At 64.2% G+C, this 24,751-nt stretch carries 24 protein-coding genes and 1 tRNA gene; 13 read left to right on the top strand and 12 right to left on the bottom strand.

The annotated features are described in order from the left end of the window. Nucleotide 1 precedes the first annotated feature (1 nt). A complete protein-coding gene (yacG, locus tag JWR51_RS17165; protein ID WP_299750353.1) occupies nucleotides 2-199 on the top strand; it encodes a DNA gyrase inhibitor YacG in 198 nt (65 codons plus the stop codon). Between the two features lie 369 nt (nucleotides 200-568). Then, nucleotides 569-644 (top strand) — tRNA-Phe (locus tag JWR51_RS17160). A gap of 80 nt (nucleotides 645-724) precedes the next feature. Here JWR51_RS17160 and JWR51_RS17155 read toward each other — a convergent pair. After that, on the bottom strand, nucleotides 725-985 hold the full coding sequence (locus tag JWR51_RS17155) for a hypothetical protein (protein WP_299750221.1): 261 nt from the start codon (nucleotides 983-985) through the stop codon (nucleotides 725-727). 296 nt (nucleotides 986-1,281) lie between these two features. Between JWR51_RS17155 and JWR51_RS17150 the strand changes: the two genes are divergently transcribed. The 6 genes from JWR51_RS17150 (at nucleotide 1,282) to JWR51_RS17125 (ending at nucleotide 9,418) form a co-directional block, all read left to right on the top strand. Continuing rightward, on the top strand, nucleotides 1,282-4,398 hold the full coding sequence (locus tag JWR51_RS17150; protein WP_299750218.1) for a BTAD domain-containing putative transcriptional regulator: 3,117 nt from the start codon (nucleotides 1,282-1,284) through the stop codon (nucleotides 4,396-4,398). Between the two features lie 280 nt (nucleotides 4,399-4,678). Then, nucleotides 4,679-5,833: an extracellular solute-binding protein gene (locus JWR51_RS17145; RefSeq protein WP_299750216.1), complete on the top strand. Its 1,155-nt coding sequence runs from the start codon at nucleotides 4,679-4,681 to the stop codon at nucleotides 5,831-5,833. Next, nucleotides 5,830-6,705 (top strand): ABC transporter permease subunit, encoded by an 876-nt coding sequence (locus JWR51_RS17140; RefSeq protein WP_299750213.1) that lies wholly within the window; start codon nucleotides 5,830-5,832, stop codon nucleotides 6,703-6,705. Before JWR51_RS17145 ends, JWR51_RS17140 begins: the two co-directional genes overlap by 4 nt. After that, the gene (locus tag JWR51_RS17135; protein WP_299750210.1) at nucleotides 6,705-7,526 is read left to right on the top strand and encodes a carbohydrate ABC transporter permease; all 822 of its coding nucleotides are present in this window, start codon (nucleotides 6,705-6,707) and stop codon (nucleotides 7,524-7,526) included. Before JWR51_RS17140 ends, JWR51_RS17135 begins: the two co-directional genes overlap by 1 nt. A 16-nt stretch (nucleotides 7,527-7,542) precedes the next feature. Continuing rightward, entirely contained in the window at nucleotides 7,543-8,592 is a 1,050-nt protein-coding gene (locus tag JWR51_RS17130) for an ABC transporter ATP-binding protein (RefSeq protein WP_299750207.1), read from the top strand. Beyond that, nucleotides 8,585-9,418, top strand: a complete 834-nt coding sequence (locus JWR51_RS17125) for a glycerophosphodiester phosphodiesterase family protein (RefSeq protein ID WP_299750204.1) — start codon at nucleotides 8,585-8,587, stop codon at nucleotides 9,416-9,418. Before JWR51_RS17130 ends, JWR51_RS17125 begins: the two co-directional genes overlap by 8 nt. Here JWR51_RS17125 and JWR51_RS17120 read toward each other — a convergent pair. Further along, nucleotides 9,415-10,227 (bottom strand): inositol monophosphatase family protein, encoded by an 813-nt coding sequence (locus JWR51_RS17120; RefSeq protein ID WP_299750201.1) that lies wholly within the window; start codon nucleotides 10,225-10,227, stop codon nucleotides 9,415-9,417. The genes JWR51_RS17125 and JWR51_RS17120 overlap by 4 nt on opposite strands. Before the next feature lie 307 nt (nucleotides 10,228-10,534). Between JWR51_RS17120 and JWR51_RS17115 the strand changes: the two genes are divergently transcribed. Beyond that, nucleotides 10,535-11,272, top strand: coding sequence for a tyrosine-protein phosphatase (locus JWR51_RS17115; protein ID WP_299750198.1), 738 nt, complete (start codon nucleotides 10,535-10,537; stop codon nucleotides 11,270-11,272). Here the strand turns inward: JWR51_RS17115 and JWR51_RS17110 are convergent. From JWR51_RS17110 to nudC, 8 genes are all read right to left on the bottom strand, one after another. Beyond that, nucleotides 11,269-11,397 carry a hypothetical protein gene (locus tag JWR51_RS17110; protein WP_299750194.1) on the bottom strand — a complete coding sequence of 43 codons (129 nt, stop codon included), beginning with the start codon at nucleotides 11,395-11,397 and terminating at the stop codon, nucleotides 11,269-11,271. The genes JWR51_RS17115 and JWR51_RS17110 overlap by 4 nt on opposite strands. A gap of 28 nt (nucleotides 11,398-11,425) precedes the next feature. Further along, on the bottom strand, nucleotides 11,426-12,427 hold the full coding sequence (locus JWR51_RS17105; protein WP_299750192.1) for a TIGR03842 family LLM class F420-dependent oxidoreductase: 1,002 nt from the start codon (nucleotides 12,425-12,427) through the stop codon (nucleotides 11,426-11,428). 65 nt (nucleotides 12,428-12,492) lie between these two features. Beyond that, complete coding sequence (locus JWR51_RS17100) at nucleotides 12,493-13,284, bottom strand: ABC transporter ATP-binding protein (RefSeq protein WP_299750189.1); 792 nt, start codon at nucleotides 13,282-13,284, stop codon at nucleotides 12,493-12,495. Continuing rightward, a complete protein-coding gene (locus tag JWR51_RS17095; protein ID WP_299750186.1) occupies nucleotides 13,281-14,297 on the bottom strand; it encodes an iron chelate uptake ABC transporter family permease subunit in 1,017 nt (338 codons plus the stop codon). The genes JWR51_RS17100 and JWR51_RS17095 overlap by 4 nt, the downstream gene beginning before the upstream one ends. Next, nucleotides 14,297-15,238, bottom strand: coding sequence for a putative F420-0 ABC transporter substrate-binding protein (locus tag JWR51_RS17090; protein WP_299750183.1), 942 nt, complete (start codon nucleotides 15,236-15,238; stop codon nucleotides 14,297-14,299). The genes JWR51_RS17095 and JWR51_RS17090 overlap by 1 nt, the downstream gene beginning before the upstream one ends. Nucleotides 15,239-15,240: 2 nt before the next feature. Continuing rightward, a complete protein-coding gene (gene cofE, locus JWR51_RS17085) occupies nucleotides 15,241-16,074 on the bottom strand; it encodes a coenzyme F420-0:L-glutamate ligase (RefSeq protein WP_299750178.1) in 834 nt (277 codons plus the stop codon). A 2-nt stretch (nucleotides 16,075-16,076) separates the two neighbouring features. After that, nucleotides 16,077-17,084 carry a glucose-6-phosphate dehydrogenase (coenzyme-F420) gene (fgd, locus tag JWR51_RS17080; protein WP_299750175.1) on the bottom strand — a complete coding sequence of 336 codons (1,008 nt, stop codon included), beginning with the start codon at nucleotides 17,082-17,084 and terminating at the stop codon, nucleotides 16,077-16,079. A 65-nt stretch (nucleotides 17,085-17,149) separates the two neighbouring features. Further along, complete coding sequence (gene nudC / locus JWR51_RS17075) at nucleotides 17,150-18,109, bottom strand: NAD(+) diphosphatase (RefSeq protein WP_299750172.1); 960 nt, start codon at nucleotides 18,107-18,109, stop codon at nucleotides 17,150-17,152. 175 nt (nucleotides 18,110-18,284) lie between these two features. Between nudC and JWR51_RS17070 the strand changes: the two genes are divergently transcribed. Then, complete coding sequence (locus JWR51_RS17070; protein WP_299750170.1) at nucleotides 18,285-19,208, top strand: MYG1 family protein; 924 nt, start codon at nucleotides 18,285-18,287, stop codon at nucleotides 19,206-19,208. Nucleotides 19,209-19,291: 83 nt separating this feature from the next. Beyond that, on the top strand, nucleotides 19,292-20,047 hold the full coding sequence (locus tag JWR51_RS17065) for a DUF2470 domain-containing protein (protein WP_299750167.1): 756 nt from the start codon (nucleotides 19,292-19,294) through the stop codon (nucleotides 20,045-20,047). A gap of 212 nt (nucleotides 20,048-20,259) precedes the next feature. On the opposite strand, the gene JWR51_RS17060 is transcribed toward JWR51_RS17065, so the two are convergent. Next, complete coding sequence (locus JWR51_RS17060) at nucleotides 20,260-20,706, bottom strand: SRPBCC domain-containing protein (protein ID WP_299750165.1); 447 nt, start codon at nucleotides 20,704-20,706, stop codon at nucleotides 20,260-20,262. Between the two features lie 108 nt (nucleotides 20,707-20,814). On the opposite strand from JWR51_RS17060, the gene JWR51_RS17055 reads away from it, so the two are divergent. Both JWR51_RS17055 and JWR51_RS17050 read left to right on the top strand, forming a co-directional pair. Beyond that, nucleotides 20,815-22,032 carry a helix-turn-helix domain-containing protein gene (locus JWR51_RS17055; RefSeq protein ID WP_299750162.1) on the top strand — a complete coding sequence of 406 codons (1,218 nt, stop codon included), beginning with the start codon at nucleotides 20,815-20,817 and terminating at the stop codon, nucleotides 22,030-22,032. A gap of 42 nt (nucleotides 22,033-22,074) precedes the next feature. After that, nucleotides 22,075-22,704 carry a glutamine cyclotransferase gene (locus JWR51_RS17050; protein WP_299750159.1) on the top strand — a complete coding sequence of 210 codons (630 nt, stop codon included), beginning with the start codon at nucleotides 22,075-22,077 and terminating at the stop codon, nucleotides 22,702-22,704. Nucleotides 22,705-22,706: 2 nt separating this feature from the next. Here JWR51_RS17050 and JWR51_RS17045 read toward each other — a convergent pair whose 3' ends face one another. Continuing rightward, nucleotides 22,707-24,677 carry a TetM/TetW/TetO/TetS family tetracycline resistance ribosomal protection protein gene (locus JWR51_RS17045; RefSeq protein WP_299750156.1) on the bottom strand — a complete coding sequence of 657 codons (1,971 nt, stop codon included), beginning with the start codon at nucleotides 24,675-24,677 and terminating at the stop codon, nucleotides 22,707-22,709. Nucleotides 24,678-24,751 lie beyond the last annotated feature (74 nt).

Below are 24,751 nucleotides of genomic sequence, written 5' to 3'. Positions count from 1 at the left end.
CATGGCCAAGCCCTGTCCCATTTGCGGCAAGCCGGCCGTCGATAAATTCCGCCCCTTCTGCTCGGCTCGCTGCGCCGACGTGGACCTCAACCGCTGGCTGACCGGCTCCTACGTCATCCCCGGCGATATCGGCAAGGACCCTGATGAGGACGACACGTCCGCCGTGCCCTCGCACGATCCGGAAGATGATAATATCTGACGAGCCTCTGCGCAGCGTGAGGCGACTTCGGTGGCTTATCCCCATGCCCTGACGCTCCCGCATAATCGACACCGATTGAGGTGACCGGTGCCATGATATTTGCGCGCTTCCAGGAGAGGATGGTGCATGTCTGCCGAAAGTGAGCGCCGGTACCAGGTAAAAGACATGCGCGAAAACAGAAATCTAAAGCGTATGGAGCGAATCTGAAAGATTGCGACAGGCTCTAGCGCCCCCCAAACAGCCCCGATGCCCTTCGTCCGATGGCCCGCGTTAAAGTCCTTTTCCACAACCCGCTTTCGCCCTTGCACCGGCAAAACTGATCTCCTATAAGGCGCAAGCGTTTCGCAGGGCTGGTTCTCTCAGCCCATTGCCCGGGTAGCTCAGTTGGTAGAGCAGCGGATTGAAAATCCGCGTGTCACTGGTTCGATTCCGGTCCCGGGCACCACAATTTCATTTAAAATCAGTGGTATGTAGTTTGCCTGACCGGCGGGCATCATCACCAAACGCCAAACAGGCGCTTGCTCACTACCGTCTGAGCGCCGTTGGAGCCTCGTTCAGCGACGCACAATAAAGGAGCACGCGCTCTTCCTGGCCGTCGGGGTCTGTGTATGAAACCTCCGCGAAGATGTTCTGCGGGTCGCCCAATAGGTAGAGGCGGGTCCGCAGAACGCGTTCGGCTGCCGCGATGGGATGGGCGGCAATGGTTCTGATCGGTTTATCGAAAGCGATTCCGCCATCAGCACCGACGTACCGCGCGACAAAGAAAGTATAGAAGAGATTGGCCATTCAAATCCTCGGATGCGAACGATCTATCTGCTTGTTGCCCATTCTAGTCAGGCCGCTGGTTGCACGAGTTCGACTTGTTCTGGGGGCCCCTTTTGCCGTCTTCGGAGCCCCTGGATAGCCTTGGAGCAGTTATCACCGAGACAAGAAGAGCGCAGCGTCCACGGCCATCAGAAATGCTCATGGAAGCGGCGCTTGTCCTGCGGCGGGGGGCGCCGCTTCCACGATAGGTAGGCGTCTGGAGGTCCGACGCCACGATTGGTTCATCGACGATACGGTCCGCACGTCATGGCTGCGTGATGCCCGCAGGTTTGCGTCGTGATTTGCTCGTGATTTTTTTTCTGCTAGCTTCACAATCAGCAACAAGGAGCCGAACGCAGTCGATGGCTTCGCCGCAACTCTATCTCAGGCTCCTGGGACCGTTCGAAGCGCGACTGCGCGATGGCCGACCGGTCGTGTTCGAGCTTAAAAGAGCCCGTTTGCTGCTGGCTTGGCTGGCGCTGCGGCCCGGGCAAAGGGGCAGTCGGGAGGAGATCGCGGCCTTGCTGTGGAGCGAGCGCAGCGAGGAACAGGCCCATCAAAGCCTTCGGCAGACCCTGGCCGTCATTCGGCGGACGCTGGATGACCACACGGGAGAAATCCTCCGGGTCGATCGGGAGAAGGTGGCATTTGCCGCCGATGCGGTGCAGTCGGATGTCGCCTTCCTGCTGCGTCTTGGGGTCGATAGTGCCGCTGAAGACCTGGGGCGCGCGGTCGCCGAATATGGTGGGGAGTTTCTGGAGGCAATGAGCCTGCGCGACCCTGTCGCCGAGGAGTGGGTCCACGGACGGCGTGCCGAACTTCGGGGGATTGCGACGAAGCGCTTTGAGTGGCTGCTTGGCGCCTACGCGCGGGCCGGACGGCATGGGGATGCCGAGCCTGTTGCATCGCGGTTGATTGCCATCGATCCGCTCGCCGAGGAGGGGCACCGTGCACTGATGCGGGCCTATCTGGCGGCGGACAATCGCGCCATGGCGCTTCGGCAATACCAGCGTTGCCGGGACATTCTGGCACGGGATCTGGGGGTGGAGCCGGCACCCGAGACCAAGGCGCTGATGCGGATGGCCTCGGCGCCAGCGCAAAACGAGCCGCGCAATTTCCCGACCATGCTGCAGGATCAATTCCTTGGCCGGACGGATCGGACGCACAATCTCCCGCGGCAGATGACGTCCCTCGTCGGGCGGGATAGCGAAACCAGCGAAGTGCTTGCCCGCTTGCGCCGATATCGCCTGGTTACGCTGACCGGTCCTGGTGGGGCAGGCAAGACGCGCATAGCCATGGAGGTGGGTTTTCGCCTCATTGGCGCTTATGTGGACGGTGTATGGCTGGTCGAGCTTGCCTCGATCGCCGATCCCCTGCTGATTGGGGAAGCCCTGTGCAGTGCCTTGGGCGTGCCCGTTGCCGGCGATCGGCCGGCTCTCGAAAGCGCTATCGCCTACCTGCATCAAAAGCAGGCGCTGGTCATTTTCGATAATTGCGAGCATCTGGTGACCGCCTCGGCGCGACTTGCGGAGGCGCTGTTGCGGACGTGTCCGTCCGTCTCGATCCTGGTGACTAGCCGCGAGAGCCTTTCGGTGGCCGGCGAGAGCCTTTATCGCGTCCCCAGCCTGACATTCCCCACCGACACCGAGGTAATGACACCCAGCGCGGCAATCGCCTACAGCGCCGTTGAGCTGTTCGTGAACCGCGCCGCGGCCGTGATCGAGGATTTCGCTCTCGATGAGGTGACGGCGCCAGCCGTCGCCAGCATTTGCAAACAGGTCGATGGCATCCCGCTGGCTATCGAGCTGGCAGTGGGCCGCCTCCGGATGATGCGGCCCGAGTGGCTGGCCGCCAATCTCAGCGAGTCTTTTCTCACCCTGCGCGGCGGCGCCCGGTCGGCTCTCCCCCATCATCAGACCCTCCGCACCATGCTCGACTGGAGCTACAACCTGCTCAGCCCGCAAGAGCAGGTGCTGTTGCGCCGGCTTTCCGTGTTCGCTGGCGGCTGCACTTTGGCATCGGCGACACAGGTGGCGGGTGGCGATCCGACGCCCGAGCATGCGGTTTTTGACCTACTGTCATCGCTGGTTGAGAAGTCCCTGCTGACTGCGGATCTGTCGGAAGCCGAGCCGCGCTACAGGCTCCTGGAGACAACACGCCGATACGCGATGGACAAGCAGCGCGAACTGGGCGAGCCGGGTCGGCAGCGCCAGCTTGCCGAACACCTCATTCGCCGCTTGATCGAGGCCGGCGAGAGCTGGCCGACAATGCCGACGGTTACCTGGCTGGTGCGATACGAGCCCGAACTGGACAATCTACGCGCCTCGCTCGAATGGGCCTTCGGGTCAGATGGAAACGCGGTTCTCGGCGTGGAACTGGCCAGCCATAGCATCCGGCTTTGGGATGAGCTCTCGCTGTTCCGGGAGCGCGGGCGCTGGAGCGAAACGGCGATGCTCCATCAGGACGAAAATACGCCCCCGGTGGTGGCAGCGCGCCTCTGTCTTGCCAGGACCTCCAACAGCGCCCATGGCGACCATTCGGGGTTTTCGTTTGCCGATCAGGCAGTCCAGCTTTTCCGCTCCGCCGGCCGCCCTCTCGACTTGGGGGAGGCACTTGCGCGGGCCGGCGCGGCGCTGCTCACCGTGGAGACGATTGGAAAATCGATCCCCTACCTCAGGGATGCCCTGACGGTACTCGAACCTCTTGGGCCAACCAAGCCGCTTGCCAATTGCCTGCGGTCCAGGGGCGTGGCTGCCTATCTGGGGGGCGACTTCGCCACTGCGCGCACGTTGATCGGCAGGTCCATGGCGGTTTGCCGCAGCGTGGGCGACTCCCACGGCGCCGCGAGCGCGCAGATTGCGCTGGCCGAACTGGATTTCGGCGCCGGTGATGTCGAAAACGCCATCGACGACATCCGGCGCTTGTTGGACGGTCGCGATCACAACCGCCGCCAGGCAACCCTCGCCTTGGGCAACCTGGCCGCTTACCTGCTGGCCGCCGGCAGCGTCGAGCAGGCCCGCGAGGCAGCTTACGAGAGCCTGCGGGAGGCGAGGGCGCTGGGTTGGCCCGCCGCAATCGTTCGTGCCGGAGAAGATATGGCGCTGGTGGTGGCATTAAGTGGCGATCCCGAGCTGGCCGCTCGGTTGCACGGTTTCGTGAGTGCGTTTTATGCCAAGGGCACCGCGAGCCGTGAGCTGACCGAGCAGATTACCAACCGGCGCTTGACCGCGGAGCTCTCCAGGCGCCTTTCGCCCGATCGCCTGGACAAATTGATGGAGGAGGGCGCCGGCTGGAGTGAGCAGCAGGCGGCGGAAGCGGCCAGCGCCGCTGGCCAGGTGCGCCGGCCCGCCCCTGCCGACAATCTCGCCGACCTTCGGAACGCATTCGAATCATAGCCGGTCGCCGGGCGCTGAACCAAATGATTTGAATAGTCGCGACGAAAACACGCTGGAATGCCGGCCGAAAATATGCAGGCTTGCCGTAGAGCTCGCGAAGAGCCGAAGGGGAGCCCAGCACGTCTTATCGACCGCAGATGCGGTCATCGGCCTGTCATACACATCTCATAATGCCCGCAGGCTTCCTGCGCCTTCAGCGGTCGTCTGCGGAAGCAGATCAGTCATCGACCGACTTCGGACTTTAACACCGCGGATATCCCGCAGGACCTGGAGAACAGTTATGAAACGTCGCTCATTCATGATTTCGGCTGCCGGCACCGCCGCCGGCCTTGCCTTGCTGCCCCGTCTGGCTTTCGCTGAGGCCGGCAAGATCGACGTGTACTTCACGTCCGACCAGAACGTCATCGATTTCTGGACCAATGTGGTCAAGCCGAAGTTCGAAGCCGCCAATGCCGGTATCGCCCTCAATCTGGTCGACGGCGGCGATAGCGCCGGCGTGCAGGCCATTGCCGAGCGCGCACTCGCTGCGCTGCCGACCGGCGCCGATCCGCAGTCCGACGTTGCCGAAGGCTTCGACACGCGCCTGCCCAATGGCGGCATCGAGGCCGGCCTCTGGGTCGATTTCGCGGCCGCGGGCCTGTCCAACTATTCCAAGATCAATCCGCTGGCGCTGGATATCCCCACCAGCCTGCCATATCGCGGTTCGCAGGTTCTGCTGGCCTATGACACCACTAAGCTCGATCCGGCCAATGTGCCCAAGACCTGGCCTGACCTGATCGCCTGGATCAAGGCCAATCCCGGCCAGTTCATCTACAACCGTCCCGACAAGGGCGGCTCGGGCGGCAATTTCGTCCGTCGCGCCATTTACGAAGCGACCGGCAAGGACCCGTCCAAGTTCACCGTCGAAAACTACACCCAGGAACTGGCCGACGCCTCGCTGAACCCCGCCTGGGACATCCTCAAGGACCTGTCGGGCTCGCTGTTCGACAATGGCGCCTATACGTCGGGCAATACCCAGTCGGTCCAACTGCTCAGCCAGTCGGCCGTCACCATGATCCCCGCCTGGTCCGATCAGGCCCTGTCGGCGATCAGCCAGGGCGTGCTGCCCGAAACCACGGGTCTCGTCCAGTTGACCGACCTCGGCATGCCGGGCGGTTTCACTAAGATCGGCGTGTTTTCCAACGGCGTGAACAAGGATGCAGCGCTCAAGCTGGCCGATTTCCTGCTGACCGAGGAAATCCAGTCCGCCGTGCTGACCGAACTCGGCGGCTATCCTGGCGTGTCGTGGGACTTTATCGCCGCCGACCTGCGCGAGAAGTTCAAGGACATCGTGCCGAACTCGATCCCCGTCTTCCCGGGCGGCAATTGGGAAAAGGCCATCAATGACGGCTGGTACCGCGCCGTGGCACCAAATGTGGACCGCACCGCCGCATGACCGCTTTGCCGGCGAACGATATCGTCGGAACGAAATCAAGCAGGAGGCCGACTGGCCTCCTGCTTGTCGCCGCTCCGGTCCTGCTGGTCTGTTGGCTGATCATCTGGCCGATCATTTCGGCGATCATCCGTACCGTTTGGCTGCCTGATACGGCAGGCGAAAGGCGCTTTTCGCTCGAGACCTACCAGTTCTTCTTTTCCGACCAATACAGCATCAACAACCTGATGGTGACGCTGTGGACCACCGCAGTTACCGCGCTGATTCTGCTGCTGATTTGCCTGCCGATTGCGCTTTACCTGCGCTTCGCGACCAATCGCATCGCCGCCTATGTGCAGGGCCTGGCGATCTTTCCGATGTTCGTGCCTTCGATCATTCTGAGCTATGCGTTCATCCGCGTACTGGGGCCAAATGGGACTGTCGATCTGCTGCTTAATGCGGTGCATTTGCCCCACATTCGCTCACCCTATTTGACTCCTTGGGGCCCTGTTCTGGGGCTGGTGTGGGACAATATCCCCCTGACCGTGCTGATCCTGCTGTCGGGGCTGGGCAACGTTTCCAACCAGTCGATCGAGGCTGCCCGCGATGTCGGCGCCGGGCGGATCGCGGTGCTGTGGCACATCATCCTGCCGCGCATTTCCAATTCTCTGCTGGTGGCGGTGTCGTTCACCGTGCTCGGCATCTTTTCGGCCTTCACGCTGCCCTATGTGCTGGGTCCGGCGGCGCCGGAAATGATGGGGCCGTTCATGCAACGCACCTTCCGCGATCTCAACGATCCGACGACGGCCATCACCCAGGCGGTGATTGCGTTCGGCTTCTGCATCGTGTTCGGGCTGTTCTACGTCTATTCCGTCGCCAAGAATCGAGCGCCCTGATGGCCCGTGCCCTGATTGAAAAGCGCACCGACTGGACCGGCATCGGCTTTGCGGCGGTGTTGACCATCGTCATCATCTTCCCGCTGCTGGTGGTGGGCACCTGGGCCTTCACCAATGTGTGGCGCTATCCCTCGGTGATCCCGCAGGAATTCGGGCTGAAATTCTGGCAACAGACCTTGGCTCGCGCCGATGTTTGGAGCTCGATCACCACCAGCCTCAGCCTCTCGGTCACGGTGACGCTGCTCTCCTGCGTCATCTGCCTGCCGGCGGCCTATGCCTTCGCCCGCATGGAATTTCCGGCCCGCAACCTGCTGTTCTTCTCCTTCCTCGCCGGGCACGCCTTTCCCAAATTCGGCCTCCTGGTCGCCATCGCCGGCATTTTCCTGCAACTCAATCTGATCGCCACTTTCTGGGGCGTGGTGCTGATCCAGCTCGTGGGCACGCTGCTGTTCATGATCTGGATTCCTGTGGCCGCTTTCCAGTCAGTGGACCGGCGCATGGAAGAGGCCGCCCGCGATGTCGGGGCGAAACCATTCCGCGTATTCTGGTCGATCACCTTGCCCCAGGCCGGCCCGACCATCGCCGCGGCAGTGCTGCTGAGCTTTGTCGGCACCTTCTACGAAACCGAGGGCGCCTGGCTGATCGGCGCGCCGCAGATTCGCACACTGCCGGTGCTGATGATCTCCTTCATCAACAACCAGCCGGTCATCCAATACGGCGCCGTACTGTCGGTGATCCTGTGGGTGCCCTCCTTTGCCGCGCTGTTGTTCGCGCGGCGCATCATCAGCTCGGGCTCGTTTGCCCGCGGCTTCGGCGGCTAGAAAGGTCTTTTGGCGTATGGCCATGCTTGATATCCAGGGCGTCACCAAGAAATTTTCCACCACCATGGCGGTGGACGATTTCAGCCTGACCGTCGCCGATGGCGAACTGGTCTGCCTGCTCGGCCCCTCGGGCTCTGGCAAGTCGACCCTCCTGCGCATGATCGGCGGTTTCGAAACGCCGAGCGGTGGACTGATCACCATTGATGGCGACGACGTGACCCGCGTTCCTCCCGAACGGCGCCCCACCGGCATGGTGTTCCAGAGCCACGCGCTGTGGACGCATATGAACGTCTTCAACAACCTGGCCTTCGGCCTCAAGCTGCGCCATCTGCCTAAAGCCGAGATCAGGCAAAAGGTCGAGGCCGTACTCGAACTGGTGGGTCTGAGCGGCTACGGTTCGCGCGCCACCACCCAGCTCTCCGGCGGTCAGCAGCAACGCGTGGCGCTCGCCCGCTCGCTGGTGCTGGAGCCCAAGATCCTGTTGCTCGATGAGCCCTTCGCCAGCCTTGACCAGCATTTGCGCGAACGTCTGCGCGAGGAAGTGCGCGATATCCAGCAGCGCCTCAAGATCACGACGCTGTTCGTGACCCACGGACAGGATGAGGCATTGGCCCTCGCCGACCGGATTGTCGTCATGCGCGATGGCCATACCGAACAGGCCGACCGTCCGGACGTGGTCTATCGCGAACCGGCGAGCCCGTTCGTGGCCGGCTTTATCGGCAGCATGAACCTGGTGGACGGCACGATCGCCAACAACGTTTTCACCCACACCGGCTTCACCGTGCCGCTGACGGCGGCCGATGGGCAGGCAACGCTGGCGGTGCGGCCCGAGGCGCTGCATATCGTGCCCGCGTCCGGCGTCGGAATGGCCAAAATCCATCGTGTCACCGATTACGGCACCCATGCCATCGTCGATATCGACCTACCCGATGGCGTACGGCTCAAGGCTATGGTGGGCGAGGCGCGGGCCTGGACCGCCGGCCAGGCCATCAATCTCAAACCGCGCGCCTTTGCCGCCTATCGCGACAACGTCGCCATTTTCCGGAGCCTCGACAATCATGGCTGATGCGATTTCAGTGACCCGCAACGGCCACCGTACGTTCTTCAAGTGGCATCGCGGCCGTCGGCGCGCCAGCGACTCGGTCTTTACCGGCTCGCGCATCGTAGAGGGCATGCGCCTGGGCGCCAGCGTCGAGGTCGACCTCGTCATCCATGGCGAACGCGGCTTTGCCGTGTTGCACGACATGAACCTGGGACGCGAAAGCACGGGCACGGGTGCGGTGCTCTCCAAGACCGCCGCCGAACTACGGGCGCTGCGCCTTCGTGACAACGACGGCGCGCCGATCGATGAGCCGATTATGCTGCTGGAGGATTTGGCGGCGCTACTGGCAAACGAGACGGTGCATCCCGACGCCCTGCTGCAACTGGACTACAAAGAGGACGCCGCAGCGCTGGACCAGCGCGCACTCGACAATTTTGCCCTCAGTGTCGCGCCAGTCGCCACCAATATGATCCTCTCATCGGGCGATGCCGAGGCGGTTCGCTTACTGACCACGGCCGCGCCGGGCGTGCGCATCGGCTACGACCCCTGCCATGGCGATGCACTGGACAACCTAGCCAAAAGCCAGGATTTCGCCGGCTTCGTCGCCGATGCTGTGGCTGCGTCCCCCAATGCCGAGATGATCTATCTGGCCTGGCAGCTGGTGCTCGGCGCCGACGATGCGGGCTTTGACATCATTGCGGCTTTCCAGGCCCACGGTCGGCGCATCGACGCTTACACCATCCAACGCTCCGACCCTGAAAGCGTCAGCCGTGTTGAGCGCCTGCTGGCGCTCAAGGTCGATCAGATCACCACCGACGATCCCGAAGGACTGGCGGCGGCGCTGGCTTAGGCCGGGTCCTTGCGCGGCACGTCCTTGAGCTGCTCCAGCAGGAAGGCATGCGTCGCCTTATTGGCGACGATCAGCGTGCCGGTCTTTTCATAGACTTCCGGCCCGCGGCCCCACCAATCCGTCACCACGCCGCCGGCTTCCTCGACCAGGAGGATACCCACGGCCGTATCGACGAAGCCGGTTTCCTCGTAATAGCCGGTGAGCCGGCCCATCGCCACATAGGCGCAGGAATTGGCGGCGCTGCCGACGATGCGCACCGCGCCGATCGGCGCCCGGATGGCATCGAGGCGATCGTAAGAGCCCGGATAAAGCTGCAGGTTCGGCGTCGGCAGCCCGGTGCCAACGGTCATCAGGCCGATATCGGTCTGCTGGCTGACTTGTAGCCGCTCACCGTTCAGGAAGGCGCCTTGCCCCTTGATGACGGTAAACATCTCGTCGGCGGGCGGATTGTACAGCACGCCGCACACCGTTTCATTGCCGCGTCGCAGCGCGATCGAGATGGTATAGTGCATGCCATTGATGAAGTTGGTCGTGCCATCGATCGGGTCGACCAGCCAGCGATGCTCCGGATCCCTGCCGGTGACTGGAGCGAACTCCTCGCCGGTAAAACTCCAGTCGGGATAGCGCTCGAACAGGAATTTGCGGATCAGCAGTTCGGATTCCTTGTCCGCCTCGGACACGAAATCGGCAGGCCCCTTGATGCCGATTTCAAGGTCGCGGAACTGCTTGAAATATTCAAGCGTCAGCGCACCCGCCTGGCGGGCAAGCTGTGTGATGTCGGCGAGAACGGCGTCGTATTGTATCGACATAAGCGAATCTCCGGGGTCGCCATCTTAACCGCTCAACGATGACACCTGAAATGCGGTGCCACTGGTTTCCCGGAGAAATGCGGCAGCCCAGAGGCTCAGCCCCGCCGTCACATGGCCTTGGTGCTGCGCTGATATTTACACTCCACCAGCGGAGGTCCAGATGTCCGAAAGCGACCGAAGCCGTGTTTGGCGATGGGGACGTGACCCAGGTGCTGACCTCGGCGCAGGAAACGGCCCAGGGGCCGATGCCTCAGGACTAATCCGCTGCGGCGCCCCGAAAACTTTCTTGTATTCGAAGAGACCAGCGATGCAGCACGACTATGCCCGTCACCTGACGCTGCCCAATACGCACAATGTGCGCGATCTGGGCGGCTATGCCCGAACCCATGGCGGCATCACCCAATGGCGCCGGGTGCTGCGGGGCGATTCCCTGTTCCATCTCTCCCAGGTCGGCCGCGATCAATTGCTGGCGGAGGGGCTGTCGCTGGTCATCGACCTGCGCGGGCCCGGCGAACTCGCCAGCGCACCCAATCCCTTCGCCGACGACGCGAGCGTCGTCTATCGCAACATCGCCCTGTTCGATGCGCTGTCGCCTATCGCCATCGCCGATACCCCGTTCGATATGGCGGCGCGTTATCGCGATGCGCTTGACCGCTGCGGTGACCGTATCGCGCAAGTGCTCGGTGCCATCGCCGGCGCGCCCGAGGGCATGGTGCTGTTCCATTGCACCGTCGGCAAGGATCGCACCGGCATCGTCGCGGCGTTGTTGTTGCTGCTGGCCGATGTCGCGGAGGACGACATCATCACCGATTACGCGCTGACGGCGACACTCGCCGCTCCGATGCTGGATCGGCTCCGCCTGGCGGCTCGAGAACGCGCCGTCGACATGGCGCATCTTGATCTCGTCCTCGCCAGTGACGCCACGACCATGCAGGCAATGCTCGCCCACCTGCGGAACCAGCATGGCGGCATCGCCAATTACTGCCACGCCTCCGGCCTCGGCATCGCCGAGATCGACCGCTTTGTCGCCCGGCTATGTCACTAGCGCGCGGCGATCGCCTGCCAACACATGGACCCAATTCGGGCGCGTTCCAGCTCGGTGAACGGGTCCGGATCAGTGCGGCGGCGTTTGAGCGTATTGCGGATGGCGCCGCGCACGAAACTGGCCATCAGCAAGAGCAGAGCGCCGCGTCGTTTTCTAGCGGAAAGCCGGGATGACTTCGCGGCCATACCTGGCGATGATGTCTTCCTCTTCGCCGCTATCGAGATAGATGTTGAATTGGGTGACGCCCGCCGCCTCCAGTTCGCGCACCTTGGCGATGTGGTCCTCGGGTTCACCCAGCACGCAGAAGCTTTCTACGATGTCGTCAGTGATGAAATCGAGGAAGGGGTTGTCCGCCTGGCCGTGCTTGGAATAGTCGTAGCCGCGGCGCTTTTCGACATAGGCGGTCAGGCTCTTGGGCACCTGGTCCGAGTCGGTGCCGTACTTTTCCACGATGTCGGCCACGTGGTTGCCCACCATGGCGGGGAACCATTTGACCGCCTCGATGGCCTTCTTCTTGTCGCCGAAATAGGCCGGGGCGGCCGCCATCGAGCGGAAGCCGGACATGTCCTTGCCGGCCGCCTTGCCCGCATCGACGCACTGGTCGATGAACCATTTGCACAGCCCCGGATCGGCAAGCTGCAGCACTACGCCATCGGCATGCTCGCCGGCGGTCTTGAGCGCCAGCGGACCATAGGCGGCGATCCAGCTCGGGATCTCGTGGCCGACGGCCCAGGGGAATTTCACGGCGGCGGGGATTTCGCCGTAGCTAACCTCTTCGCCACGCACCATGGCCTTGGTCTTGGCGATGAAATCGGCAACGCGGGCCAGGGTCGCGGGCTTTTTGCCCATAACGCGCATCGAGCTATCGCCGCGGCCGACTGCCAGGTCGAAGCGGCCGCCGCTCTGCTTGGAGAGCGAGCCGAAAATCGAGGCCGCTACGGACCAGTCGCGCACGTCGGGATTGGTCACCAGCGGGCCGAAGCGCATATTCTCTGTGTGTTCCATGCACATGGCGATGGCGGCGTAGCAATCGCGCCAGAGGATGTGGGAATCATAGAACCAGCAATAGCTGAAGCCGGCATATTCGGCCGCCCGCACCAGATAGCGCGCCCGCTCGGCATCGACGAAACCCTTGAAGGTGATTCCGAATTCCATGGTTGCCCGCTCCCTGCAGCCAAATTTGACCAGACGATCAAATTTTGGCTGACGGCGCGCCGTTGTCAATCGGAATTCGGCGCAGAATCGTAGATCACCAATGGATAGGGCTTGCCCGGCACCTGCACGATCGTGGCCGCGACGCCGTAGACGCGCAACAACAGATCGGGATCAAGCACATCGGCTGGTCTGCCTTCGGCAACCACCTTGCCGGCGTTGAGCGCCACGAGATGGTCGCAATAGCGCGCGGCGAGGTTCAGGTCGTGCATGGCCAGCACCACGGAGCAGCCCGCCTGGGCCTGCTGGCGCAGCACATCCAGCACCAAAAGTTGCGCCCGGATATCGAGATGGCTGGTGGGTTCGTCCAGCAACAACAGGCGGGGCTCCTGCGCCAGTGCGCGGGCGATCTGCACGCGTTGCTGCTCGCCACCCGACAGTAGGTGATAGAGCCGGCCGGCAAAGGCGGACATGCCCATGGCAGCGAGCGCCGAGGTGACCACTGCCTCGTCGTGCGCCGACGGTGCGGTCTGCCACGCGGATTGGAAAGGCACGCGCCCCAGCCCCACGACATCGCCCACGGTCAGCCGCTCGGTCGTGGTGGCGAATTGTTCGACATGGGCGCAGAGCCGGGCGCGTTCAGCGGGCGGCATGGTGGGCAGGCTAGCGTCATCGAATGCAATCGTGCCGCCGAGGAGCCGGCGCAGGCCCATGACGGCGCCGATCAAGGTGGACTTGCCGGCGCCATTGGGGCCGATCAGGCCGGTGACGGCACCGGCGGGCGCCGTGAAACCGGCGCCATCCAGGATGCTCCGTTCCCCGGCCTTGACCGTGACGCCTTCGACGACCAGCCCGCTCATGTGACCCGCCGATAGCGCAGCAAGATGAGCAGGAACACCGGCGCGCCGACCAGCGCGGTGACAATGCCGACCGGCAATTCGCGCGGATCGAACAGGCTGCGCGCGGCGGTGTCCGTCCACAGCATGAAAACCGCGCCAACCAGCATAGACATGGGCAGCAGCACACGGTGGCGCGAGCCGACAGCCAGCCGCACGGCGTGGGGCACGACGAGGCCGACAAAGCCGATGGCTCCGCCGACGGCCACCATGACGCCGGTCAGCAGGGCGGTGGCGGCGAGCAGCGTCCAGCGCAGGCGGACAATATCGATGCCCAGGCTCGCCGCCGCCGCATCGCCAAAGGCGAAGGCATCAAGCCCGCGTCCGGAAAGCAGGATGATGGGGGCGCAGAGGACGAGGCCCAAGCCGACCAGCAGGACATCGCTCCAGTTTGAGCCGCTGAGCGAGCCGATGAGCCAGCTCAGGATTTCGCGGTAAGAGTCGCCGGTGGCCGACCAGAAGATCAGTAGCGATGTGCCCGCGGAGGCGAGTGCAGCGATGCAGATACCGGCAAGGATTGCCCGCGATGGAGTCGCGCCGCCCAGCAGCCGCGCGATCGCCAGCGCGAGGCCTAGTGCGGCAAGGCTGCCGAGAAATGCCCCCAGCGGCATCAGCAAAGCCGCCCCGGCCAAGAGGAATACCACTGCGCCAAAAGCCGCACCCGAGGACAGGCCCAGCAGATAGGGATCGGCCAGCGGATTGCGGGTGAGCACCTGCATGACAGTGCCAGCTAGCGCCAGACCAGCGCCGACGCCCAAGGCGGCGAGCACGCGCGGCAGCCGCAATTCCCACACGATGGCGTCGCGCAGGCGCGACACCGGACTATCGGCCAACAGGCCCAGATGGTGCAGCAGCGTGCCCCAAACCTCGCCGACCGAGATATGAGCCGGGCCCAACGTCATGGCCACTGCGGCGCTGGCCAGCAGCAGGGCCCAAAGACCGGCATAGGCCATCACATATACCGGTCTTGGCGTCATCAGGGGGTTGGGAATTGCAGCGCCGTCAGTTGGGCTGCCATGTCGATGGTCGCCGGCACATTGCGCACGCCGGCCTCGGACGCGGGGAAGGGAATGACCAGGTAGCGCTGGTTGATCACCGCATCGAGCTGGCTGGTGATTGGATTTTCGGCCAGCAGCTTCTTCTTCTGCGCGGCCGAATTCCAGGCGGCGTCGACCAGCACGATCACGTCGGGATTGGCATCGACGACCGCCTCCCAACTGGCCGAAATCCAGCCGTCATCCACATCGGCGAAAATGTTCTTGAGGCCGAGCGCGTCCATCATCATGGCCGGCGCATTATTGCCTGCGCCCACATAGGGCGCCTTGGTGCCGGAGGAATACCAGACGGCGGTCAGGCCGCGCGGGTCCGGCGCCAGGGCGGCGAGGCTGGTCTTCTGGGTGGCTACCAGGGCCGTCGCCGCGTCCTCGGCGTCGAAAATGGTGCCCATCTCCTCGAATTCGCCGAAGATCGCGTCGAAGCTCAGCTTGGGCGGTTTGACCGAGCGGCACGCGGCAGGAGCCACATAGCTGGCAACGCCCAGGCCAGCCAGCGTTGGTCGTTCGCCGGCGCCGTCGGCGGCGAAATTGCTTTCCCAACCGCCATAGATGAAGTCCGGCTCGGTGCCGAGCACGATCTCTTGCGAGGGCAGCTTGTCAGACAGCACCTTGAGATTGGCACCTGCGGCGGCAAATTCGGTGGGCAATGGCCCATCCTGAAAACCCACCCCGACGATGCGATCACCCAGGCCGAGCGACAGCAGCAATTCGGTGGCTGTCGACTTGATGGCGACGACATGCGCCGGGGCCTTGTCGAACGTGACAGCCATGCCGCAATTCTGCAGCGTCAGCGGATAGGTGGTGGCGGCGAGGACCGGACTGGCGGTCAAGGCGCCGATGAGTGCGAGCGCGAGCAGACGCATGATCAATTTCCCTGTCTGGCCGATTGCGGCGTGGCGGCGGCGCCGCCCTCAAGGTCCGCCCGCGCCGTGTCATAACCAAGCTGATAGGCCTCGGCCGAGCCGAAGCGGAACATGTCTTCCTCGAGCGAGCGCACCAGCGAGCGCGCACCGGGCGCATCGAGCCCGCAAACCAGGCGTCCCAGCCCGCGCACTACGGCGACCGGCAATCCGCCCGCCTTGCCCTTGACCAGATCGGCGGCCCCGGCGATTTCATCGGCAACCACCGCGATGGTGGCATGCAGCGGCCGCCCATTCGCATCAGTGCCGCCACGCATGTCTTCGGACAATTGCACGCCGGCAGCGCCGATGGCGACATCGGTCTGGCCTACGCGCCAGGGGCGACCGAAGGTGTCGGTGATGATAATGCCCAGCGTTATGCCCAGGCGCTCGCGCAGCGCCGCGCACAGCGCCAAGGCGGACTTGTCGGGGTCCTCGGGCAGGCGCAGGGCAAAGCCGTCCGGGACGTTGGACATATCGATGCCCGCGGCGGCCATGATTAATCCCTGCCGGGTTTCCACGATCCGGGTGATCCCCCCGGCATGGACGCGCTCGGCCACGACGCGGACGGTATCTTCGGTGATGGCTTTTTCACGGTCCGTGGCGGGCACTAGCCGGCCCTCGGCCTTGGCGACGATCTTGCTGGCGACGACGAGAATATCGCCATCGGCGAGGGCAAGGTCCGCGTCTTCGGCGGTCTGGGCGTCCACCGCATCGCAGATCAGCGCGACGAGGTCGTCGCCGTTATGCACCTCGGGAATGCCGGGCACGGCCCAGGCGGAAAATCGCGGCAGTGTCATGGCTACGAACTCGCTGTCAGCTTGCGCAATCGCGGCAGGATTTCCTTGGCGTAGAGCGCCAGGAATCGGCTCTGATCGGGGCCGGGGGCGTGGAACACCAAGTGATCGAAGCCGTAGTCGATATAGGTCTTGATGGCGGCGACGTGCTCATCGGGATCGCTGGAGACGATCCAGCGCTTGGCCACGCGCTCGATAGGCAATTGCTCGGCCAGCCGCTCCATTTCGGCGGGGTCCTGCACCGAGTGCTTTTCCTCGGCCGACAGCGAGAGAGCGGCCCAGTGGCGCGTGTCGTCGAGGGCGCGTTCGGCATCGGTATCGAACGACACCTTGACCTCGATCATGCGCTCGAAGGGTTTGCCGGCCAACTCGGACTCGCCCCGGCCTATCTCCACATTGGGTAGCAATTGCTCGAGGTAGAGCTCGGCGCCCTTGCCGGAGGTACAGATAAAACCATCCCCCGCGCGGCCGGCATATTTGGCATTGAGCGGCCCGCCGGCGGCGATGTAGATCGGCACAGGTTCGGCCGGCTTGTCGTAGATGGTGGCGCTGACGGTCTTGTAATATTCGCCTTCGAAGGTGACGCGGTCTTCTGTCCACAGCAGGCGGATCAGTTTGACCGCCTCGCGCAGGCGCGCCGAGCGCTCCTTGAGTTCGGGCCATTCCATGCCGGTCGCCGGCACTTCATTGAGCGATTCCCCGGTGCCGACGCCAAGGATCACGCGGCCCGGAAACATGGCGCCCAGCGTGCCAAAGGCGTGCGCCACCACGGACGGGTGCAGCCGGAATGTCGGCGTCAGCACCGATGTGCCAAGCACCACCCGTTCGGTCCGCGCCAGCACGGCCGCCATCCAGGCCGGCGCGAAGGGCGCATGGCCATCGGTATGCTTCCAGGGCTGGAAATGGTCGCTGACGAAAACGGAATCGAACCCCGCTTGCTCAGCCTCGACGGCAAAACCAAGCAGCGCGCTGGGAGCGAACTGTTCCGCTGATGCTTTGTACCCGAAGCGCATGGCCAACCTCCCCGACGATCCACAGATTTGATCGTTTGGTCAAAATTAGACTTTAGTCAAGCGCCTCAACGTTTCCACGTGCTCGCGTCCTGGAGTTTCTCGTCGGCCCAGGCGGCGATCAGAGAGGCGGCAATTGCGCCAAGGCGTGGCGCGGAGATGTTGCGATGCAATCCCTGCAGGATGGTTTTGACCTCATCTCGGCTGACCCAGCGCGCGTCGGACAGCTCGGCACGATCGACCGCGATGTCCTCGTCCAGCGCCTCGCCCCAGCAGCCGAACATCAGCGACATCGGAAACGGCCAGGGCTGGGCGGTGACATAATCGACTTTGCCCACCCTGATGCTGGCCTCTTCGAAGGTCTCGCGCCGCACCGCGGCCTCGATGCTCTCGCCGGGTTCGACAAAGCCGGCCAGCAGCGAATACATCCGCTCGGGCCAGCTCGCGCCGCGGCCGAGTAGTAGCTTGTCGCCGCGCGTGATCGCCATGATCACCACCGGATCGGTGCGGGGGAAATGGTGGGTAGCGCAGGCCGGGCAGCCGCGCTGCCAGCCGGACAGTTCCGGCACGCTGGGTGCGCCGCAATTGGCGCAGAAGCGGTGGCTGTTATGCCAGCTATGAAGCGCCCGGCCGACTGCGACGCATTCGCCATCGAGCAGCGACAGATCCGCCATCACGCCGCGGATTTCCACGAGGCGCGCATCGGCAAAGCCAGGATGAAATTGCTGGCTGGCATCGGTGAACTGGCCGATCGTCTCGGCGTCCTCGATGGGCTGCCATAGGGCGAGATCGGCGGCAAAGCGGGGGCCATCTGGCGTCAGGCCCAGGAATACCGGGCTCTCGCGGCAGTCGGTCAGAGCCGCATGATCGAGCGGCACGAGGCGGGGGTGATTGTCCGCATCGACCAGCAGCTTGCCATGCCAGAATACGTAGCTGCGGGCTCGCCCATCCTGGCGCGCCGCGTCCGTTGTCCGCAGTTGCGCTGCCCGATCCAGCGCGCCTGGCCGAAATGCGTAATTGTAATCCACGGTGTCCACCTGCCTGTCACGCTCGGGGCTCAGTGCTACCCGTCGGGCCGCCGGAAGTCGAGGAACAGGTGAGTGACATTGCGGCGTTCTGCGTCAAAGCTGGACCGCGACGCGCGCAATGGCTATCTGATGCCACCGCAAGCGGACATTCCGCGATCAACAAGGCGTATTCGGCATGAGCCCAGATTTCCTCGTCACCCATTCGGGTGGCTTCCATGCCGATGAATTGCTCTCCAGCGTCATCCTGACCCGGCTGTTCCCGCAGGCGCGCATTGTGCGCAGCCGGGCGCCCGAGTGGATCACGCCCGGCCCGGATCGTGTTATCTACGACGTGGGCGGCCAATATGATGCCGCAGCGCAGATTTTCGATCACCACCAGCGCGGCGCTCCGCTGCGCGCGGATGGCCAGCCCTATAGTTCGTTCGGGCTGATCTGGAACCATTATGGCCGCGACTACCTCGCCGTCTCGGACGTGCCGGCCGCTCATATCGAGGCCGTCTACGCCGCGTTCGACGCCAGCTTCGTGGTGCCGATCGACCTGACCGATAATGGCGCGCTTAGCCCCACGGGGCCGCTGGCCGGGCTGACGTTGCCGACGCTGCTGGAAACCCTCAAGCCCGCATTCGACGACACCGACCCTGGGGCCGACGATCGCGCGTTTCACGCCGCGCTGGCGATTGCGCGCAGTTTTGTCGAGGCCGCCGTCTCCCGTAGCGCGGCGAAATTGCGGGCCGAGGGCCTGGTCTACCGAGCCATCGAGGCGGCAGGGCAGGGGCGCATTCTGGAGCTTCCCATGGGCATGCCATTCCGCCCCGCCATCATCAAGGCGGGTGCCGATCAGCTGCTATTCGTCGTGCATCCGCGCGACAAAGATTGGTGCCTGACCACGATCCGCCGCGGTGACGAAGGATTCGAAGTCCGCGCAGATTTGCCGGCCGCCTGGGCGGGCCTGACCAATGGCGAACTGGAGGCGGCCTGTGGCGTCGTGGGCGCCAGCTTCTGCCATAATGGCCGCTTCATCGCCGCCGCGAAGACGCGGGAAGCGACCCTCGCCATGGCGGAACTGGCGGTCAAGGAGGCCGTCGCCAACGGCGCCTAGGGGGCTGGGCGGCGCAATAACATGATCTGTAATTCAGGTTTTCCTGCGCTCTATTGCCGGCGCGTCCTTATCGAAAGCCCGACATGCCCGAAACCTCCGTTCTGCAACCCACCGATGCCGATGCTGTCCGCCTGGCCAAGACCCTGCTGCGCACGGCGCGGCATGGGGCATTGTCGTGCCTCGATCCGGCCAATGGCGCGCCGCTGGTCAGCCGGGTGGGGGTGTCGACGGATTTTGATGGTGCGCCGGTGTTGCTGATTTCGGGGCTCGCGGCCCATACGGCCGCTCTGGCTGGCGACCCACGCTGCGCGCTGCTATTGGGCGATCCGGGCAAGGGTGATCCGCTCGCGCATCCGCGTATCAGCATTGCGGCGCTGGCCACGACGATCGGCCCCGACCATCCTGACCATGCCCGCATCACGGCGCGCTATCTCAGCCACCAGCCCAAGGCCAAGCTTTATGCCGAACTGAGTGATTTCCGCTTCGTGCGGCTGGAGCCGCAATCGGCCAGCCTCAATGGCGGGTTTGGCCGCGCCTATGCGCTTGGTGCTGGCGATCTGCTGTCCAGCAGCGACCCGGCTCTGGCTGCCGCCGAGGCGCACGCCGTCGAGCATATGAACGAAGACCACTTCGACGCGGTCGATCGCTACGCCCGGCACTATGCCAAGGCACCCGCCGACAACTGGGAGCTGGCCGGCATCGACGCCGAGGGCTTCGACATCATTTTGGGCGACGACACACGGCGCATCTTCTTCGACGCGCCGCTCGCCGTGCCCGAAGATATGCACATCACGCTCGTACAGATGGCCCGCGCAGCGCGCCAGGCACTGGGAGACTAGCGGTCGTTTGCTGCGCCATGAGGGCGTGCGCAACGCGCCGCAGCAGGGCCGCGACTGCCGTCAGCCTGGCCCGGTTTCTGTCCCGGCGGGCGATGACGGCGGGAGGGTCGGGGTCCAGCCATGTGGTGCGGTAGATGTCCTTGATCAGGTCACTGGTGGGAATCATCGTTCTATCTCCATGAGTTAGGTTGGCGAGGCGGCCGGTCCGGGCGCTATTTCCAGTTGTCGATCATCACGTCATCGGGATGGGGCGCACCCTTGCCGGTTTCGAGCAGCGCCTTGAGGCTCAGCAGGAAGGTCGCCCACTTGGTGCTGCAGTGGTGCATGAACTCGACCGGCTCCTTCCAGCCTTCGTGCTTGAACAGCACGATGGCGTAGTCGTCCTCCTGCTTGAGATCGAAGTGGATTTTGGTGCCGATCCATTCGGCCGGTCCATCGACCACCAGCCACGACACGCGCTTGTTGGGCACGAGTTCGAGGACTTTCATGTCGAAACCACCGGCTGGCCCAAAACGGAAGGCGATCACGCCATCGGTCTTGCTCTCCCCGGTGGTATCGCTGGTCCACCAGCCGGATAGGCCATCGATGGTGGCCAAGGCACTGTAGACGGTGGCCACGGAGGATGACTTGATACCGACGCGGTGCAGGATATCGGGCATTGTATTGCTCCATCTGGTTTGCATTTATCGCGACCACCTGATGTGGTCATGCATTAGGCTAGGCCCGCGGAGCCGAGGGGTGGGAGTGACAAGTGTGACGGGATTTGCATGGACTCCCTGATCACGGCCGCGGCGCGTGCGCTGGCTTCGGGTGATCCGCTCGGCGCCCTCAACCGGGTAGCGCTGCGCGACGATGCGCCGGCCTTGGCGCTGCGCGGCATCGCCATGGCGCAGCTCGGCGATCTGCCCCGGGCCAAGGCGCTGCTCAAAAGCGCCGCACGCGCTTTCGGTCCCAAGGAGGCCATGGCCCGGGCCCGTTGTGTCGTCGCCGAAGCCGAAATCGCGCTGGTGTCGCGTGATCTCACTTGGCCGCAAAAGGCGCTTGAGCGGGCCCGCGCCACGCTCGACGCGCATGGCGATCGGGTGAACGCCACCCATGCCGGCTATCTCGAAACCCGGCGCCTGCTGCTGATCGGCCGGCTCGACGAGGCCGAGCGCCTGCTTGCCAGCCTCGATCCCACGCCGTTGCCGCCCGCCGCGCGCGTTGCCCATGAACTGGTGTCTGCCGGTATTGCCATCCGCCGCGTCAGGATCAAGGCGGCGCGAGATGCGTTGGCGCGGGCCGGGCAGGCGGCGCATGCAGCCGATATTCCCGCTTTGACTGCTGAGGTCGACGGCGCCGTGGCGGCCCTCGACATACCTGCGGCGCGACTCATTTTCCGTCACGAGGAACGTCCGATCCTGCTTGACGAGGTCGAGACGATCTTCGCTTCTGGCGCCCTCGTCATCGACGCTTGCCGCAATGTGGTGCGTCAGGGCGATACGATCGTTCCGCTCGCCACCCGTCCGGTCCTCTTCGCGTTGGCCAGAACGCTCGGGGAAGCCTGGTCGGGCGATGTGTCGCGCGCCACGCTGCTCGCTCGCGCCTTCGGGGCCAAGCACGCCGACGAGTCCCACCGCGCCCGACTGCGGGTCGAAATCGGCCGGCTGCGCGCCGAATTGCAAGGACTGGCCGATATCACCGCCACCAGCCAGGGCTTTGCGCTAACGCCACGGTCAAGTGAAGTCATCGTGCTGGCACCGCCGATGGACGAACCGCATGCCACAGTGCTGGCCTTCCTCGCCGATGGCGAATCCTGGTCGAGTTCGGCCTTGGCCATCGCGCTCGACGCCAGCCCGCGCACCGTGCAGCGGGCGTTGGAGCAGCTCGCCGGCGCCGCCAAGGTGCAGTCGTTCGGGCAGGGCCGGGCGCGGCGCTGGATGACGCCGCCACTGCTCGGCTTCCCGACAACCTTGTTACTCCCGGGTCCGCTGCCCAGCAGTTAGGCTGGTGCGCAGTTGAACACCGTCAAGCCTGCGAGGACCCTCATGAAAGCAATGCCAGCCGAAATCCTGCGTGAATACGGACCCTTTCCGGGGGTCGACAATGTGCATGGCCTCACCTTCGACGGCCGCCAGATCTGGTTCGCCTCGGGCGACCGGCTCAACGCCCTTGATCCGGCGAGCGGCATGATCACGCGGTCGCTCAATGTCCCCGCCCATGCGGGCACTGCCTTCGATGGCGAACACTTGTTCCAGCTCGCCGAAGACCGCATCCAGAAGATCGACCCAAAGACCGGAAAGGTGCTCAGCACCATCCCGGCCCCCGGCAATGGCGGCGATTCGGGTCTCGCCTGGGCGGAAGGAACGCTCTGGGTGGGGGAATATCGCGACCGCCAGATCCACCAGATCGATCCGCAAACCGGCGAGATTCTCCGCACCATCCAGTCCAACCGCTTCGTCACTGGCGTCTCCTGGCTCGGTGACGAGCTTTGGCACGGCACTTGGGAAAATGACGAAAGCGAGTTGCGGCGCATCGATCCCGTCGACGGCACGGTGATGGAGCGCCTCGCTATGCCGGCTGGCGTCGGCATGTCCGGCCTTGAATCCAACGGCGTCGACCGTTTCTTTTGCGGCAGCGGCGATGGCGGCACGGTCAGGGTCGTCCGCCGGCCCTGACCTCAATCTCCCTCATCGGAGGATACGGCCAGTCTGCGCTGGACGCGGTGCAGATAGACTTGCCGATCGAAGGGGTTGGGGCCGGAGCGCGGCCGGGCAGGGATATCGCCGCTCACCGGGCGGTAATGGTCGAAATTGGCGTCGAAAATGCCCTCGCCACTGGTCAGGCCGGGCAATTGCTGCTGAACGCCGTGGACTTGGGCCGCCTGGATTTCACCTTCGAGGCGCGCCGTGCTGGCCTCGATCTCAGTGCTTTCCGTCACCGCCCCGGCGCGGCCGAGTATCCGCAGGATCGCGCCTAGCGTTGCGGTCGGCACTTCCAGGTGAAAGCGCTGGATCGGTTCGCACACCAGCGTTCCGGCTCCACGCAAGGCCTCCGCCAGAACCAGCGGCGTCAGGTTCCGGAAATCGCCGGCCGAGCTCATCGGGGAGGCGTGCCGCACATCGGTCATAGCGACGTGGCAATCCACCACGCGCCAGCCACATATCCCCTGTTGCAGCGTCTCGCGCACCGCCTCTTCCACCGCCCGATAGAAGCCGGCCGGCATTTGGCCGGGGTCGACCTCCAGCGCAAAGGTGACACCAGAACTGGCCGGCATCGGATCGAGCCGCAGCCCGACCGTGGCCAGAAAGGGATTGGGGTCCTTGAACAGATATTCCGCCGCTGCGCCCGTTCCGGCCAGGCGCTCGACGCAGATGACGGTGGATTCCTGGAACGCGATATCGATGCCGAATTCAGCCAGCAGCGTCTGCTGGATCACCTGCTTCTGCACCTCGCCATAGAGCGAGACGAAGACCTGCTGTTCTTCGTCATTCTTGCGCAGGTTGATCAGCGGGTCCTGCTCGGCCAACTGGCTCAAGGCCAACCATAGCGCCGCACGGTCGGCGGCGCGCACGGGCAGCACGCTCGTCTCCAGCGTCGGCGGCGCGAAATGGTGCGCCACCTGCCGCGGCGGCGGCATGCCGATGACGTCGCCGATCCGGACATCGCCCAGGCCCGACAGCTTGGCGATGCGCCCGGCGCCCACCGTCGTCGCCACATGACTCTTGCCGCGCTCGAACACATGGATGGCGGTGATGCGGGCCTCTTCGCCGTTCACCGGCACCTTGTCGCGCAGGTGGATAGTGCCGGAAAACACTCGCCCATAAGCGATCTTGTCGCCGGCCCAACCGCGCTCGATTTTGAACACCGAGGCGGAGACAGGGCCGTCGTCATCGCCGGTTTCAGCGGGCAGCAACCGGGAAATCGCGGCCATCAAGGGCTCGATCCCGGCGCCGGTCACCGCCGAGCCGAAGAACACCGGATGCACCATTGAAGCACGGCTTTGGGCGCGCAATGTGTCGTGCAGGCGGGTGGCGTCCACACCGGCCGGATCGGTGACGTAGTCGGCTAGCAGGGCGTCGTCACCTTCGCTCAAGCGCTCGATCAAGGCCGTGCGGAACGCACCCTCGTCCGTGCCGAACGGCCGGAAGTCCGCGTCCCGCTCGCCCTCGTTGACGGCCTCGCCCGTGGCCAAAACGGCCGACGTCAGCCGCGCCTTGATCGCCTCTAGCACGCCATCGCATTGCGCGCCGCGGCGGTCGATCTTGTTGACGAAAATCAGCGTCGGAATCTTCAGCCGCTGCAGCGCGCGCATCAATACGCGAGTCTGTGCCTGCACGCCCTCGACGGCCGAGACCACCAGGATCGCGCCATCAAGCACGTTCAGCACGCGTTCGACCTCGGCGATGAAGTCGGGGTGGCCGGGCGTGTCGATCAGGTTGACGGTGACGTCGCCGACGGCGAACGACACCACGGCCGCCTTGATGGTGATGCCGCGTTGGCGTTCGAGCGCCATGGTATCGGTTTGAGTATTGCCGTCATCGACGCTGCCGATTTTGTCGATGACGCCGGCCGCAAAGAGCAGCCGTTCAGTCAGGCTGGTTTTACCCGCATCGACATGGGCCACAATGCCCAGGTTCAAGGTTCGCATGGACCATCAGTTTCTCAAGATTTCGGATCGGGTTTCTTGATGAACTGAAGCGTGCCATTTCTAATCCTCTTGCG

The organism is Devosia sp., from assembly GCF_028290625.1.
GTDB lineage: Bacteria > Pseudomonadota > Alphaproteobacteria > Rhizobiales > Devosiaceae > Devosia.
Note: the sequence above shows the minus strand (reverse complement) of the source record. Positions and strands in the feature narration are given on the sequence as shown.

Excerpts from the sequence above, each read along its gene's own strand:
- fgd (WP_299750175.1), bottom strand. The coding sequence starts at position 17,084 with ATGCGCTTCGGGTACAAAGCATCAGCGGAACAGTTCGCTCCCAGCGCG.
- JWR51_RS17130 (WP_299750207.1), top strand. The coding sequence starts at position 7,543 with ATGGCCATGCTTGATATCCAGGGCGTCACCAAGAAATTTTCCACCACC.
- JWR51_RS17050 (WP_299750159.1), top strand. The coding sequence starts at position 22,075 with ATGAAAGCAATGCCAGCCGAAATCCTGCGTGAATACGGACCCTTTCCG.
- JWR51_RS17125 (WP_299750204.1), top strand. The coding sequence starts at position 8,585 with ATGGCTGATGCGATTTCAGTGACCCGCAACGGCCACCGTACGTTCTTC.
- JWR51_RS17115 (WP_299750198.1), top strand. The coding sequence starts at position 10,535 with ATGCAGCACGACTATGCCCGTCACCTGACGCTGCCCAATACGCACAAT.
- JWR51_RS17150 (WP_299750218.1), top strand. The coding sequence starts at position 1,282 with ATGCCCGCAGGTTTGCGTCGTGATTTGCTCGTGATTTTTTTTCTGCTA.
- JWR51_RS17070 (WP_299750170.1), top strand. The coding sequence starts at position 18,285 with ATGAGCCCAGATTTCCTCGTCACCCATTCGGGTGGCTTCCATGCCGAT.
- JWR51_RS17100 (WP_299750189.1), bottom strand. The coding sequence starts at position 13,284 with ATGAGCGGGCTGGTCGTCGAAGGCGTCACGGTCAAGGCCGGGGAACGG.
- JWR51_RS17060 (WP_299750165.1), bottom strand. The coding sequence starts at position 20,706 with ATGCCCGATATCCTGCACCGCGTCGGTATCAAGTCATCCTCCGTGGCC.
- JWR51_RS17135 (WP_299750210.1), top strand. The coding sequence starts at position 6,705 with ATGGCCCGTGCCCTGATTGAAAAGCGCACCGACTGGACCGGCATCGGC.
- JWR51_RS17045 (WP_299750156.1), bottom strand. The coding sequence starts at position 24,677 with ATGCGAACCTTGAACCTGGGCATTGTGGCCCATGTCGATGCGGGTAAA.
- JWR51_RS17145 (WP_299750216.1), top strand. The coding sequence starts at position 4,679 with ATGAAACGTCGCTCATTCATGATTTCGGCTGCCGGCACCGCCGCCGGC.
- JWR51_RS17105 (WP_299750192.1), bottom strand. The coding sequence starts at position 12,427 with ATGGAATTCGGAATCACCTTCAAGGGTTTCGTCGATGCCGAGCGGGCG.
- JWR51_RS17065 (WP_299750167.1), top strand. The coding sequence starts at position 19,292 with ATGCCCGAAACCTCCGTTCTGCAACCCACCGATGCCGATGCTGTCCGC.
- JWR51_RS17090 (WP_299750183.1), bottom strand. The coding sequence starts at position 15,238 with ATGCGTCTGCTCGCGCTCGCACTCATCGGCGCCTTGACCGCCAGTCCG.
- JWR51_RS17110 (WP_299750194.1), bottom strand. The coding sequence starts at position 11,397 with ATGGCCAGTTTCGTGCGCGGCGCCATCCGCAATACGCTCAAACGCCGC.
- JWR51_RS17055 (WP_299750162.1), top strand. The coding sequence starts at position 20,815 with ATGGACTCCCTGATCACGGCCGCGGCGCGTGCGCTGGCTTCGGGTGAT.
- yacG (WP_299750353.1), top strand. The coding sequence starts at position 2 with ATGGCCAAGCCCTGTCCCATTTGCGGCAAGCCGGCCGTCGATAAATTC.
- cofE (WP_299750178.1), bottom strand. The coding sequence starts at position 16,074 with ATGACACTGCCGCGATTTTCCGCCTGGGCCGTGCCCGGCATTCCCGAG.
- JWR51_RS17120 (WP_299750201.1), bottom strand. The coding sequence starts at position 10,227 with ATGTCGATACAATACGACGCCGTTCTCGCCGACATCACACAGCTTGCC.
- JWR51_RS17155 (WP_299750221.1), bottom strand. The coding sequence starts at position 985 with ATGGCCAATCTCTTCTATACTTTCTTTGTCGCGCGGTACGTCGGTGCT.
- JWR51_RS17095 (WP_299750186.1), bottom strand. The coding sequence starts at position 14,297 with ATGACGCCAAGACCGGTATATGTGATGGCCTATGCCGGTCTTTGGGCC.
- JWR51_RS17140 (WP_299750213.1), top strand. The coding sequence starts at position 5,830 with ATGACCGCTTTGCCGGCGAACGATATCGTCGGAACGAAATCAAGCAGG.